The sequence below is a fragment of the Micromonospora sp. CPCC 205739 genome (genome assembly GCF_036906795.1).
GTDB lineage: Bacteria > Actinomycetota > Actinomycetes > Mycobacteriales > Micromonosporaceae > Micromonospora.
In genome coordinates, this window is record NZ_JBAKHS010000002.1 from 53,089 (window position 1) to 65,427 (window position 12,339).

The window sequence follows — 12,339 nt, forward strand, 5'->3', positions numbered from 1 at the left end:
CCCGGGTGTGCGTCGGTCAGCCGTCGAGGCCGACCGGGGAGTTCGGCCGGTCCACGTCGACGAACTCGATGTCGTCGACCGTCCGAGAGTCCCGGCTGCCGGCGGCGCGCGCGGCCGTACCGGCGGCCCAGCCGATCGCGGCCCCGACCAGCGCCGCGCCGATCAGCAGCGTCCACGGCAGAGCCGGCCGGCGCCCGGCGAGCGCGTCGAAGGCGAGCGTGGCCCGACGCCGGGCCTCGTCCGCCGCCGAGCCCACCAGGTCCCCGGCATCGGAGAGATGGGCGCCGCCGCGGACCGACCGGGCGGTGTCGCGGACGCTGTCACCGGCGGAACCGACCGCCGAAACCAGCTGCTGCCAGGCCTGGTCGGCGATCCGCTCCGGCTTGCTGCGGCGTTCCAGCAGGTTGCTGCCGAACATGGGTACCTCCTCGGGGGTGCCGAAGTCTGCGGCCACTTCGGACGTCGACGTCTGCGGCGCGTCACGGTCCGCCTGTCCCGCCAGTGCCCAGCCGGGACGCGCCGCAAACCCGCGGCGCAGGCTCAGCGGACCATGACCACCGCGACGCCGCGGGCGAAATCGTCGTCGTCGTCATCGTCGTCGCCGCCCCCGCCGCCGAAGCCGCAGGCCAGTACGAGGGCGAGCAGCGCGCCGACACCGGCCAGGCCGAGCAGTCTCTTGAGCATCGATCGTTCCTTCCGTCGTGGTGGAACCCCTCGCCCGCCGACCCTAGGCGGCGCGGGCAACTCCGCCCGCCCGCCGCGCGGCCGGGAGGCTCCCGGCGAACCGGGTACCGGTCGGACTGGACGGGGGTCGGTACTCTGGGCGGTTGGAGCGGCCGACCCCGGTCGCTCGTTGGAGTGAACGGGACCAGGAAGAACGCGGGGCAGGGCGGTCCGGTCCGTCCGGTTCCGCGAATTGCTCATCCCGGGGGGTGGCGACCGAGGCCGTCGGAGGAATACTCTCGGTCGCGGCCCGCGTACTGATGAGGCGCCCGTGGACGGGCGAGTGGAGGTGCTCGCGTGAGCCTGTCGATCGTGAAGTCGGTTCTGCCGGGTGGTGTCATCGAGATCGCTCCGCGAGGGGAGATCGACGTCGACACCGCGTACGAGGTGCGTGAGGCGATCGCCGAGGTGCTCGCGAAGGGGCTTCCGTCCCGGATTGAGCTGAACATGCGGCTCGTCACCTTCATCGACTCCGTCGGCATCAGCGCGATGGTCGCCGGGTTCCAGACCGCCGAGGTCAGCGGCGTCAAGCTGGTGGTCACCGAGCCCAGCCGGTTCGTCCACCGGCAGCTCTGGGTCACCGGCCTGCTCGGCCTCTTCGGCGCCCCGGAGCCCTACTTCGCCGGCGCCGCGACCCCCGAGGTCCTTCCCGGCGCCTGACCGCCCTGCCCGCCCCCACCGCTGCTGTTGCCGGTGCGGCGCTGGTCGCCGGCCACCGCCCGTCGACGTGGCGACCGCCACCCGGCGGTGCCGACACCGGCACCGCCGCGCTCCGGTCAGCTCCGGTCCCCGGCCAGCCCGGAGAGGTCCACGTCGGCGACTTCGGTGACCGCCCGGACGGCGGTGACGGAGGCGTACCCGTCGGCCAGCAGGGCCAGGTCGGTGCCGGGCTGCACCGCCTGCCCCGGCTCCTCCAGCGAGGTCCGCACGAAGCCGTGCCCCGACTCGGCCACCGTCATCTGCACCTGGCCGAAGCTGGCCAGGGTGGCCGGGCGCACCCCGCGCAGCCGCCCGTGCGGCACGTCCGGCGCGTTGACGTTGAGCACGCTCTCCACCGGCCCGGCGGTCAGCCGGGGCAGCAGATCCAGCGCGACCCGGGCGGCGGTGTCCCAGTGCCGTTCCGCGTCGCGTACCCGGGCGGCGGCGGAGACCGCGGCGCCGCCGCTGGCCGCGGTGGCCTCACCGACGGAGAGCACGTCCAGCGAGACGGCCATGGCGCGGCAGCCGTTGGCGGCGGCGGTGAAGGCCGCACCGACCGTGCCGGAGTGCAGCACCGCCCGGCCGGCGTTGGCGCCCCGGTTGATCCCGGAGAGCACCACCGTCGGCGGCGGCCCGAAGGCCCCGTGGACGGCGATCAGCACGATGAAGCCGGGCGAGCCGCCCACCCCGTACGCGGGCACCCCGGGCAGTTCCGGCAGCGGATGGTCGCGGACCACGACGTGCCCCTCGCGTTCGATCGCGGTCATCGAGGCGCTGGTGCCGCTCGCCTCCTCCAGCGGGGCGGCCACCACCACGTCCAGGCCCCGGTCGACCGCCGCCCGGGCCAGCGCCAGGATGCCCGGCGCGGCGATCCCGTCGTCGTTGGTCACCAGTACCCGCAGCGTCACCGCTCCACCGCCCGCCCGGCCAACTCGTCCGGGGTGGTCCGTTCCTGCGGCCGGCTGCCGGCGGGAACCAGGCGGACCCGGTCCACCAGGCCGGTGATGGTGTCCAGGCGGCCGGTGCCGAGGCCGTGCCGGGTGACGTTCAGCGCCCCGGCCGCCGCGCCGGTCCGGATCGCGGTCCGCACGTCGCCGCCCCGGGCCACCACCGCGGCCACCCCGGCGGTCATCGAGTCGCCGGCCCCCCGCGGGTCGGCCGCCTCCAGCCGGGGCATCTCCACCTCGAACACCTCCCCGTCCACCAGCGCCAACGCCGGCCGGTCGGCCCGGCTCACCACCACGTTCTCCGCGCCGGAGGCGTGCAGGTCGTACATGGCCCGGGTCAGCTCGTCCTCCTCCGCGCCCGTGGCGCGCCCGTCGGCGATCAGCTCCTCGTGGCTGACCTTGAGGAAGAACACCCCGCTGGACAGCACCGCGGTCAGGTGCTCGCCGGCCAGGTCCACCACCACCCGCCCGCCGTTGGCGCCGAGGTCGGCGGCGAACCGGCGGTAGAGCTCGGCCGGGACGAGCGAGGGCTCGTTCGGGCCGCTGAGCACGCTGACCGGGGCGCGCAGCCCCTCACCGAGCGAGAGGTTGTAGAGCTCGTCCAGCTCGTGCCGGCTCAGCGGCGCGCCGGCCACGTCGACGATCTCGTGCCGGGCGCCGTCGCGGCGGTCGTGCACGTAGCCGCCGCTGCCCGAGTCCCGCCGTACCACCCGCAGGTCCACCCCCTCGGTGGCCAGCAGCGGCTCCAGCACCTGGCCGATCTCGCCGCCCAGCGTCGTGCAGAGCACCACCGGCACCCCCAGCGACAGGATCATCCGGGCCTGCCAGACGCCCTGCCCACCCGGATGCAGGTGCAGCTCCGGCTGCTCGCTGGGCTGCTCCACGGTCACCGTCAGCCGTGGCGTCGGCGCGAAGACCATCACGTGCCCGCTCATCCTTCGTACCCGTCCATGCCCCGCCTCCCGTGCGCCGTCGCGGGCCGGGTTCCCCGCCGGAGCAGCGTCATGCCGCCTGGCGTTGCCAGCCCGGCCGCCGTACGGGACGATCGGGCGACCGACGAGGGGTGGGAGGGTGGAGTGGTCCGGCGGGAGTCGTTCAGCTACACGGTGCAGGCGCGCTGTTCACGGGCGGACGCGGTGGCGCTGTTGAGCGATCCGGCCCGGCAGGGGGAGCTGCACCCGCTGATCGTCCGGGTGCGCCGGCTGCCCACCCGTCCCGGCGCGCGGGCCAGCTACGCCATCACCGACCGGCTGGAGCTGGGGCCGCTGCGCTTCCCGGTCACCTACCAGGCCGACGTCCTGGTGGTCTCCGACGGCGAGATCGTCACGGTGGCCCGGCAGCAGCCGGGGACGACGGTGCGCAACCACACCCGGCTGCGAGCGGAGGGCGACCTGCTGCGGATCGACGTGGAGATCACTCTCTCCGCGCCGGCGCCCCTGTTCGGGTACGCGTTCCGCCAGGCCCGGGCCGCGCACCTGGGCCTGGCCAGCCGGCTCGGCGCGGCGCTGGACCGGGAGGCCGACGGGGGCCCGGTGCCGAACTGAGCCGCCGACCCCCGCTCAGCGACGGCCGGCCGGCGTGGCCGCCGCCGTCCGGCGGGGCGGGACGGCGCGGCGGGTCCGGCCCCACGGCTTCCAGGTGGAGATCACGGCCATGGTGACCAGCAGGGTGGTGGAGACCGCCGGCGCGACCACCACGTCGATCCGCTGGTGTGCGGTGGCGTCCGGTCCGGCCGCCGCGCGCACGTTCGGCGTCAGCGCGAACAGCACCAGGCCGGTCATCACCGTGGTGAGCACCAGCTTGACCACCACCCAGCGCCAGCGCAGCAGCCCCCACGGGGTCAGCAGCGCGCTGGCCACGCCGACCAGCCAGACCAGCACGCTCAGCGGCGCGAAGAGCCAGGTGACCACCAGCGCCGCCGCCGGGTAGACCACCCCCGGGGCGGCCCCGCGCAACCCGGCGACGCCGAGGGTGAGCAGCACGAGGTCCGCGCCGAGCCAGCCCAGCGCGGTCACCAGGTGCAGGGTGAGCAGGGCCTTACGGGCGTGGGGGGAGAGTCGGCTCATGCCCCCGATGCTCGTCCGGCCGCCGCGGTCCGTCGTGGGCCGACCGACGACATCGCGCGTACGTCGGCGCGCGTACGGCGGGGCCCGTCCGTGCCGGACGGGCCCCGCCGGGTCGGTCTAGTAGACCGACAGGTGCACGTGGTTGGTGTGGTCGCTGGACGGGTCGCCGCCCGCCCCGCTGTACGACTTCCACCCGCTGCTGGGCAGCCAGATCTGCCGGTACCAGATCACGTAGAGCACGCCGAGCCGGTCGGCGTTGCGGATCAGGTACGCGGACAGGTTGTTGCCGTACGTCCGGTCGCCGCCGGTGGCGTCGCCGCCGAAGCCGTTCTTCTGGGCGGCGAAGTCGCAGGCCCGGCCCTTGGGATGCTCGCCGGCGCCACTGGGGCGGTAGCAGGAGACGTACCGGGTGAAGCCGGCCGCCTGGGCCTGCTTGAGCGCGTTGAGCATGCGCGGGGTGATGCAGCCGTTGGCCGGGGTCGGGTCGTTGACGCTGCACGACTCCGAGGGCCAGGACCCGTCGGGGTTGCGCGGCGCCGGCCGCGCGTTGGCGGTGGAGGTGCCCCGGTTGGCGCCGCCGCCGGCACGGGCGGCGGGCTTGTCGGCGGCGGCCACCGCGAGCGCCCGCTCGGCCTGCTGCTTGCGCTTGGCCATCACCGCGACCTGCTTGCGCTCCTCGACGATCTCCTTGTCGAGCGCGGCCCGGGTGCGGCTGGCCTCGTCGCGGGTGCGGATCAGGTTGCGCAGCTCCCGGTCCTCGTTGCTGGCGACGGTCTCCAGGGCCGCCGCCCGGTCCAGGAAGCCCTCCGGGCTGGTGCTGTTGAGCAGCGCCGACACCGGCCCGAGGCGCCCGGTCCGGTACGCCACGCCGGCGATCTCGCCGACCTTGCCGTGCCGGACGGTCAGCTCCGACTCGATGTTCTTGAGTTGGTCGTTCAGTTCCCGCTGCCGCTTGGTGGAGCGTTCCAGCGCCGCCTTGGCGTCGATCCAGCCCTTGCCCGCCGCGTCGAGCTGGGCGCGCAGTGCGGGGGTGCCGCCCTCGGGGTCGCCGGGGGCGGCGAGCCGGGTGGCGGGGGGAGCGGCGGTCGCCGGGAGCGGCGCGGACGACACGCCGAGGGCGAGCGCCGCGACGACCGCGGCCGCCAGCCGGGCAGTGGTACGTCGTACGTGCATGCACATGTCCTTCCGTCAGCCGCCGACCGGGTTAGCTGACGGGTTCGGGACGGAAGATCCCTACCGCTGACGCGGATGCACCCCACGAACTTGGTTCCCCGGCTCGCCCTGGCGGGCGATTAGGCGGCGGCCACCGCCGGCACCGGTGGGTGCCGCCTGGCGGAGGCCGGGACCGAGCCTACCGGTACGGAAGTGACGCCCGCCCGGTTCGTGACTCAGGGTACGGGAGTGAATCCTGGTGTAGGTGGCACAACAGGACAATAGGTGTCCGATTTCGTCACCACTCGACCTGCCCGCAGGCGCCGGGGGCGGCGCCGGGCTCGATCTGCAGGGTGGCGTGGTCGATGTGGAAGTCCTCGTGCAGGGCGGTGCGGGCGGCGGCGAGCACGGTGCCGACCTCGGCGCCGGGGGCCATGGTGAGGTGGGCGGAGGCGACGTCCATGCCGGAGGTGAGCGTCCAGACGTGCAGGTCGTGCACCTCGGCGACGCCGGGGACGGCGATCAGCCGGTCGTGCACGGCGGTCACCTGGAGGTGCTCCGGGGCGGCCTGGACCAGGATCCGGACCGCCGCCCGGCCGAGCCGCCAGGTCCGGGGGAGGATGAACAGGGCGATCGCGACCGCCACCGCCGGGTCGGCCCACCACCAGCCGGTGCCGGCGATGAGCAGCGCGGCGCCGATCACGCCGACCGAGCCGAGCAGGTCGCCGAGCACCTCCAGGTACGCCCCGCGCAGGTTGATGCTCTCCTGCGCCCCCGGACGCAGCAGCGCGAACGCGACGAGGTTGGCCAGCAGGCCGAGCACCGCCACGGCCAGCATCGGCCCGGTCCGTACCTCCGGCGGATCCTCGAACCGGCGTACCGCCTCGACCAGCACGTAGACCGCCACCCCGCTGAGCAGGACGGCGTTGGCGAGCGCGGCCAGCACCTCCAGCCGGTAGAGCCCGAAGGTGCGTTGCGGGTCCCGGTCCCCGTGCCGGATGGCGGTGATGGCGGCCAGCGCCATGCCGATGCCGAGCACGTCGGTGAACATGTGCCCGGCGTCGGAGAGCAGGGCCAGCGAACCGGTGGCGAACGCGGCGACCGCCTCGACCACCATCAGCGCGGCGAGCAGCGCGAAGGCCGCCCAGAGCCGGCCCCGGTGGCGGTGCGCGGCGTTCGCCACCGACCCGTGGTGGTCATGACCTGCGCCCACGCCCACACCTTCCGTCGCCACCGCGCCCCGAGCCCAACCTATGCTCACATCGCTATATGTGCAACTGACCGGTCCACCTCACCCACCCCGTCGGGCCGCACCTTCAGAAGAAGCGTGGCTGTTCCGCGCGCGGAGGCCCCTCCTTCTCCGAAACTGCGCGATCCGGAGCGGGGGTGCGGGAGGGGGTGGGGGTCAGGGGGTGGGGTCGATGGTGGTGAGGCGTTGGGTGGCGCGGGAGAGGGCGACGTAGAGGGTGCGGACGCCCGAGCCGGGGTCGGCGCGGATCTCGCTGGGGGCGACCAGCACGACGCCGTCGTACTCCATCCCCTTGGCCTGCAGGCTGGTCACCACCTGGAGCCGGCCGCCGCCGCGCCCGCCCAGCCAACCGGCGACCTCGTCGCGGCGCGGCACCGGCGTGATCACGCCGACGGTGCCCTCCACCTCGCCGAGCAGCGTGTCGACGGCCTCGGCGGTCGTCGCCGCCAGCCGGTCCGCGTCGACGGTCAGCGCGACCGGCTCCACGCCGGTGGAGCGGACCGCCGTCGGCAGCGCCAGGTCGGGGTAGAGCCGGCGGATCTCCGCCGCCGCCACCGCGAAGATCTCCGCCGAGTTGCGGTAGTTCGTGGTCAGCGCGAACCGGTGCCGCCGACGCCGGCCCAGCGCCTGCTCCCGGGCCCGGTCCAGCTCCTGCGGGTCGCCGGTCCACGCGGTCTGCGCCGGGTCACCGACCACCGTCCAGGAGGCGAGCCGGCCGCGCCGGCCGACCATCCGCCACTGCATCGGCGAGACGTCCTGCGCCTCGTCGACCACCACGTGCGCGTAGTCGCGGTAGTCCTCGGGGCGCTCCCGGGCCGCCGCCCGGGCGGCGCGCTGCCGATCGGCGAACGTGCTCAGCTCGCGGACGCCGCCGGCCAGCTGGTACGGGTCGCGCTTCGCCTTCGCCGGCCGCACCGGCTTGCCCAGCAGGGCGTCCAACTCGTCGAGCAGGGCGATGTCGGCCACCGTCGGCCCCTGCGCGTCCAGCGTCCGGTACGCCTCGGCCAGCAGCGCGGTCTCCGCCCGGGACAGGATGCCCCCGGCGTACCGGCGCAGCCGCTCCGGCCGGGCCAGCCAGCCCAGCACGTGCCGTGGGTGCAGCCGGGGCCACCACGCCTTGAGGAACTCCCGGAACTCCGACCGTTCGATGATCTCGTCCTCGAAGGCGCGCTGCTCGGGCAGGCGGGGCACGGCCAGCCGGCGGGCCTGCGTGAACAGCGCCCCGAGGACCGCGTCGAAGGCCATCCGGCGCACCTCGTTGCGCCGGGCGCCCCGGGACAGCGTCCGGTCCCGGATGCCGTCCAGCTCGCGGCGCTCCAGCCGCAGCAGCGTGCCCCGGTAGAGCAGGCGCAGCTCGTCGGGGCCGTCCGGCACCGCGTCGTGGACCGCGCGCTCCAGCACCTTCCGCATCCGCAGCGAGCCCTTCACCGCGGCCACGTCCGGCGGGTCGGTGCGGGTCGCCGACATGCCCGGGAAGAGCGAGCCCAGCGAGTGCAGGGTGGCGGCCTCCTCGCCGAGCGAGGGCAGCACCGAGGCGATGTACTCCACGAAGACCGAGGACGGGCCGACCACCAGGATGCCGCCGCCGGCGTACCGGCTGCGGTCGGAGTAGAGCAGGTACGCCGCCCGGTGCAGGGCGACGGCCGTCTTGCCGGTGCCCGGGCCGCCCGAGACGATGGTGACCCCGGAGCCGGGGGAGCGGATCGCCTCGTCCTGCTCCCGCTGGATGGTGGCCACGATGTCGCGCATCCCCCGGCCGGTGGCCCGGGACAGGGTCGCCAGCAGGGCGCCGTCACCCACCACCGTCATGTCGGCCGGTGCCGCCTCCGGGTCCAGCAGGTCGTCCTCGATCCGGGTGACCTTCTCGGCCGACGACTGGATGGTGCGCCGCCGCACCACGCCCAGCGGCTCGGCCGGCGTCGCCTGGTAGAACGCGGCGGCGGCCGGGGCCCGCCAGTCCACCACCAGCGTCTCGGCGTTCTCGCCGCGCACGCCGAGCCGGCCCACGTGCAGCACCTGCCCGGTACGCAGGTCGAGCCGGCCGAAGACCAGCCCCTCGTGCTCGGCGTCCAGCACGTGCCGCCGCTGCGCGGCGTGGAAGACCATCGCGTCCCGCTCGACCAGCGCGCCGAAGTTGCCCACCCGGGCCAGCCGGTAGCCCTCCTTCTCGGCCTGGGCCGCGGAACGGCGCAGTTCGGCCAGGCGGGCGTACACCCGGTCGAGATGCCGCTGCTCGGCGGCGATCTCCTGCTCCAGGGTGGTCTGGTCGGTCAACGTGAGGACTCCTGTGCGACGGCGGCGGCCGGGCGCGGGCGCACGCCGGGCGGAATGAGGGTACGGGCAGCCTGCCACCCCCTGTCGGGGCCATGCCGCGTACCGCGACGTCGGACACCCTCCACCGGCCGGTCAGCCGGCCGGCGTCGGCTCCGTCGCGCCCGTCTTCGTCGGTGTGGTCTCGGTCGTCCCCGGGGCGGTCGCACCGATCTCCGCCGCGTCGGCCAGCACCCTCCCCAGCACTCCGGCCAGTGCGGCGTTCACCTCGTCCGGCCGCTCCATCATCAGCATGTGCCCGCCTCCCGGGCAGACGGTCAGCTCGGTCGCCGGCAGCGCGGCGGCGATCGACTCGGCGCAGGGCGGCGGGGTGAGCCGGTCCCGGTCGCCGACCAGCGCCGCCGCCGGCAGGTGGGCCAGCTCGGCCAGGGTCTCCAGCCGGTGCTGGGTGCCGATCGAGGCGCGGAACCCGCCGATCGAGCGCAGCGAGGCGCGGGCCACGGCGGAGGTGACCAGGCGGATGTCGGACGGGTCGCAGCGGTCGCCGAAGAGCATCCAGCGGATGCTCGGTCGGAGCGCGCGCAGCAGCGCCCGGGGTGGGCGCCAGGAGCCGCAGCGGGCCAGCACCCCGGCGCCGGTGGTCTCGGCGAGGCGGATCAGCCGGGCGATGCGTGGCGACAGCCCGTAGGCGGTGTGCGTGTGCCCCTCGGCGGTGGTCGAGACGAAGACCAGCCCGGCGGTACGGGCGGCGAAGTGCTCCGGGTGGCGGTGGGCGTACTCCATCACGGTCATCCCGCCCATCGAGTGCCCCACCAGCACGACCGGGCCGGTGGGCGCCACCGCGTCCAGCACCGCGGCGAGATCGTCGCCGAGCTGGGCCAGGGTCGCCGTGCGCAGGGCCATGCAGCTGGAGCGGCCGTGCCCGCGGGCGTCGTAGGTGACCACCCGGACCCGCTCGCCGAAGCGGGCCGTCAGGTCGGCGAGCTGGCGGTGCCAGGCCCGCCCGTCCAGCGTCCAGCCGTGCAGCAGGACCACGGTGACTTCGGCGTCCGGCGGCCCGGTCGCCTCGACGTGCAGGCGCACGTCGTCGGGAAGCCGTACCTGCTGGTGCTCCGGCATCGCTACCTCCCCGGGCCGCCCGGTCCCCTGACACCGGGTTGACCCGGCGGTAACACCGGCTACCCGTCATGACACCACGCGAACCGTGCTGGTGAGAAGATTCGCATCCCGCCCCGCGAGGTCGGATCCGTGGCCAGGCTGGGAGACATGACCGGTGCGGGCACGGGAGCGGGGCGGACGCCCCGGGCCGCGCTGGCCGACCTGCTGGCCGGCAATCGCCGTTTCGTCAGCGGCCAGCCGGTGCACGGCCACGATGTCACCGCCGCCGCGGCCGTCGCCTCCGGCGACCAGCAGCCGTACGCGGTGCTGCTCGGCTGCATCGACTCGCGGGTGCCGCTGGAGGCGATCTTCGACCAGACCTTCGGCTCGATCTGCGTGATCCGCACCGGCGCGCACGTGCTGGACCGGGCGGTCCTCGGCTCCATCGAGTACGTGGTGGGCCAGCTCGGGGTGCCGCTGGTGATGGTGCTCGGGCACGAGCGCTGCGGGGCGGTCGCCTCGGCGGTGCAGAGCCTGCGCACCGGGGACCGGCCGGGCGGCTCGCTGGCGTACGTGGTGGACCAGATCGCCCCGGCGGTGGCCGAGGTGGGGGTGGACGATCCGCAGGCGCATCCGATGGCGGTACGCCGGCACGTGCTGCGCACGGTGGCCGCCCTGCGCGCCGACGACCTGCTCACCGGGCCGGTCGCCGAGGGCCGGGTGGACGTGGTCGGCGCCCTCTACGACCTGGCGACCGGCGAGGTCGCCCTGCTCGACCACTGACCGGGCCGCCGGTCCCGGGCCCCGCCAAGATCAACGCAAGTTGCGGCGTGTCGGGGTGTCCCGCCGCTGGGACACCCCGACACGCCGCAAACGGTGTCGATCAAGGCCGGCGCGGTGCCCGGGACAGACAGAACCGCCCGCCGGGGTGACCCGACGGGCGGTTCCAGGTGGCGCTTGGGGGGAGGGCTCAGCCCTCGAAGACGCCGGCCTCGACGAGGCGCTTCTCGGTCTTGTCCCAGCCGTCGCCCGGGTGGGCGGCGGCGAGGTTGTTGATCTCGGCGCGGATCTTGGCGGCGTGGCCGGCAGCGGCCAGCACGCGGATCTCCTCGACGAAGGCGTCCGAGTCGGTGCGCAGGTGCGCGGTCTTGCCGTTGGTCAGGTTCCGCACGTAGGCGTGCTTGCCGCCGTTGAGCGGGATGAGGTACTTGAACTCGCCCAGCACGCTGAGGGCGCCACCCTGGCCAGCCTGGCCGGCCCGGACTGACGCGCGCGCGGTCTTAGAGGTGTTGCTCGCCACGGAGGTACTCCTTGCAAGACGTACGGGAGGACGGAAACGTCCGGGGGCTGTGCGGGAGACGCCCGTTTGAGCCTCGGCCCGCGAAGATGTACGACGGCGCAGAACCGCCCAGAGAACTGTACACGAACAGGATGACCTGCTGGCCACCGTGCCTGTCGGAGAGCACAACCGGGTTCACCGGTCCGGGTATTTCCGCCCGGCGAATTTTCCGATTCCCTGGCGCACCATCCGCCCCACCAGTCATCATGTGTTGCAGGAACCACTCGGGTGGTCGAGGTCGTAGGGGAAGACGCACCTCGGTCTCCGGGAGGTCACCGTGCCAACGCGTGGCGTCGTATACGTCCACTCGACCCCGCTCGCCGTGTGCTCACACGTCGAGTGGGCGATCGCGCGCGTCCTCGCCGCGCCGGTCAACCTGCAGTGGACGGCCCAGCCCGTCGATCCCGGCGCCCGCCGGGCCGAGTGCGGGTGGACCGGTCGCCCGGGGACGGGCGCCGAGCTGGCTGCTGCCCTCCGGCAGTGGCCCATGATCCGTTTCGAGGTCTCCGAGGAGCCCAGTCCGGGCGCCGACGGTGAACGCTTCATGTACGTCCCCGGCCGTGGCCTGTTCCGGGCCACCGTCGGCGCGGCCGGCGACATCCAGCTCGGCGAGGACCGGCTGCGCAGCATCATGGCGACCGCCCGCGCCCCGGAGGCGCTGGCGCACGCCCTGGACAAGGCGCTCGGCACCGCCTGGGACGCCGAGCTGGAGCCCTACCGGTACGCCGGGGACGGCGCCCCGGTGACGCTGCTCACCCGGGTCGGCTGAGCCCGGCGGCGCACCCGGACACCCGG

At 74.7% G+C, this 12,339-nt stretch carries 14 protein-coding genes and 1 riboswitch; of the genes, 4 read left to right on the forward strand and 10 right to left on the reverse strand.

The genetic code is table 11. From position 1 onward, the window contains the following. Positions 1–16: 16 nt before the first annotated feature. Positions 17–418, reverse strand: a complete 402-nt coding sequence (locus tag V6U88_RS04175; RefSeq protein ID WP_334449995.1) for a hypothetical protein — start codon at positions 416–418, stop codon at positions 17–19. Positions 419–540: 122 nt separating this feature from the next. After that, on the reverse strand, positions 541–684 hold the full coding sequence (locus V6U88_RS04180; RefSeq protein ID WP_334449997.1) for a hypothetical protein: 144 nt from the start codon (positions 682–684) through the stop codon (positions 541–543). A gap of 336 nt (positions 685–1,020) precedes the next feature. Here V6U88_RS04180 and V6U88_RS04185 point away from each other — a divergent pair, with 336 nt between their 5' ends. Further along, a complete protein-coding gene (locus V6U88_RS04185; protein ID WP_334449999.1) occupies positions 1,021–1,383 on the forward strand; it encodes an STAS domain-containing protein in 363 nt (120 codons plus the stop codon). Between the two features lie 116 nt (positions 1,384–1,499). Here V6U88_RS04185 and surE read toward each other — a convergent pair whose 3' ends face one another. Continuing rightward, positions 1,500–2,330: a 5'/3'-nucleotidase SurE gene (gene surE / locus V6U88_RS04190; protein ID WP_334450001.1), complete on the reverse strand. Its 831-nt coding sequence runs from the start codon at positions 2,328–2,330 to the stop codon at positions 1,500–1,502. Then, positions 2,327–3,304 (reverse strand): 1-phosphofructokinase family hexose kinase, encoded by a 978-nt coding sequence (locus tag V6U88_RS04195; RefSeq protein WP_334450002.1) that lies wholly within the window; start codon positions 3,302–3,304, stop codon positions 2,327–2,329. Before V6U88_RS04195 ends, surE begins: the two co-directional genes overlap by 4 nt. Before the next feature lie 69 nt (positions 3,305–3,373). Between V6U88_RS04195 and V6U88_RS04200 the strand changes: the two genes are divergently transcribed. Beyond that, positions 3,374–3,913: an SRPBCC family protein gene (locus V6U88_RS04200; protein WP_334450004.1), complete on the forward strand. Its 540-nt coding sequence runs from the start codon at positions 3,374–3,376 to the stop codon at positions 3,911–3,913. Positions 3,914–3,928: 15 nt separating this feature from the next. Here the strand turns inward: V6U88_RS04200 and V6U88_RS04205 are convergent, their stop codons facing one another. From V6U88_RS04205 to V6U88_RS04225, 5 genes are all read right to left on the reverse strand, one after another. After that, complete coding sequence (locus tag V6U88_RS04205; RefSeq protein ID WP_334450005.1) at positions 3,929–4,435, reverse strand: hypothetical protein; 507 nt, start codon at positions 4,433–4,435, stop codon at positions 3,929–3,931. A 117-nt stretch (positions 4,436–4,552) separates the two neighbouring features. Continuing rightward, complete coding sequence (locus V6U88_RS04210) at positions 4,553–5,608, reverse strand: coiled-coil domain-containing protein (RefSeq protein WP_334450007.1); 1,056 nt, start codon at positions 5,606–5,608, stop codon at positions 4,553–4,555. A gap of 4 nt (positions 5,609–5,612) precedes the next feature. Next, a riboswitch (cyclic di-AMP (ydaO/yuaA leader) is annotated at positions 5,613–5,744 on the reverse strand. 141 nt (positions 5,745–5,885) lie between these two features. Then, positions 5,886–6,800 carry a cation diffusion facilitator family transporter gene (locus V6U88_RS04215; RefSeq protein WP_334450008.1) on the reverse strand — a complete coding sequence of 305 codons (915 nt, stop codon included), beginning with the start codon at positions 6,798–6,800 and terminating at the stop codon, positions 5,886–5,888. A 192-nt stretch (positions 6,801–6,992) separates the two neighbouring features. Beyond that, the gene (locus V6U88_RS04220; protein ID WP_334450010.1) at positions 6,993–9,110 is read right to left on the reverse strand and encodes a HelD family protein; all 2,118 of its coding nucleotides are present in this window, start codon (positions 9,108–9,110) and stop codon (positions 6,993–6,995) included. A 132-nt stretch (positions 9,111–9,242) separates the two neighbouring features. Further along, positions 9,243–10,226, reverse strand: coding sequence for an alpha/beta fold hydrolase (locus tag V6U88_RS04225; RefSeq protein ID WP_334450013.1), 984 nt, complete (start codon positions 10,224–10,226; stop codon positions 9,243–9,245). Positions 10,227–10,373: 147 nt separating this feature from the next. On the opposite strand from V6U88_RS04225, the gene V6U88_RS04230 reads away from it, so the two are divergent. Continuing rightward, the gene (locus V6U88_RS04230; RefSeq protein ID WP_334450014.1) at positions 10,374–10,988 is read left to right on the forward strand and encodes a carbonic anhydrase; all 615 of its coding nucleotides are present in this window, start codon (positions 10,374–10,376) and stop codon (positions 10,986–10,988) included. Positions 10,989–11,175: 187 nt separating this feature from the next. On the opposite strand, the gene V6U88_RS04235 is transcribed toward V6U88_RS04230, so the two are convergent. Beyond that, on the reverse strand, positions 11,176–11,505 hold the full coding sequence (locus V6U88_RS04235; RefSeq protein ID WP_091291747.1) for a hypothetical protein: 330 nt from the start codon (positions 11,503–11,505) through the stop codon (positions 11,176–11,178). Positions 11,506–11,821: 316 nt separating this feature from the next. Here V6U88_RS04235 and V6U88_RS04240 point away from each other — a divergent pair, with 316 nt between their 5' ends. Then, positions 11,822–12,313 carry a DUF3145 domain-containing protein gene (locus tag V6U88_RS04240; protein ID WP_334450015.1) on the forward strand — a complete coding sequence of 164 codons (492 nt, stop codon included), beginning with the start codon at positions 11,822–11,824 and terminating at the stop codon, positions 12,311–12,313. Positions 12,314–12,339: the final 26 nt, after the last annotated feature.

Bases quoted from the DNA above. Each gene is read 5' to 3' on its own strand.
- V6U88_RS04175 (WP_334449995.1), bottom strand. From the start codon at position 418: ATGTTCGGCAGCAACCTGCTGGAACGCCGCAGCAAGCCGGAGCGGATC.
- V6U88_RS04180 (WP_334449997.1), bottom strand. From the start codon at position 684: ATGCTCAAGAGACTGCTCGGCCTGGCCGGTGTCGGCGCGCTGCTCGCC.
- V6U88_RS04195 (WP_334450002.1), bottom strand. From the start codon at position 3,304: ATGAGCGGGCACGTGATGGTCTTCGCGCCGACGCCACGGCTGACGGTG.
- V6U88_RS04200 (WP_334450004.1), top strand. From the start codon at position 3,374: ATGCCGCCTGGCGTTGCCAGCCCGGCCGCCGTACGGGACGATCGGGCG.
- V6U88_RS04205 (WP_334450005.1), bottom strand. From the start codon at position 4,435: ATGAGCCGACTCTCCCCCCACGCCCGTAAGGCCCTGCTCACCCTGCAC.
- V6U88_RS04210 (WP_334450007.1), bottom strand. From the start codon at position 5,608: ATGCACGTACGACGTACCACTGCCCGGCTGGCGGCCGCGGTCGTCGCG.
- V6U88_RS04225 (WP_334450013.1), bottom strand. From the start codon at position 10,226: ATGCCGGAGCACCAGCAGGTACGGCTTCCCGACGACGTGCGCCTGCAC.
- V6U88_RS04230 (WP_334450014.1), top strand. From the start codon at position 10,374: ATGACCGGTGCGGGCACGGGAGCGGGGCGGACGCCCCGGGCCGCGCTG.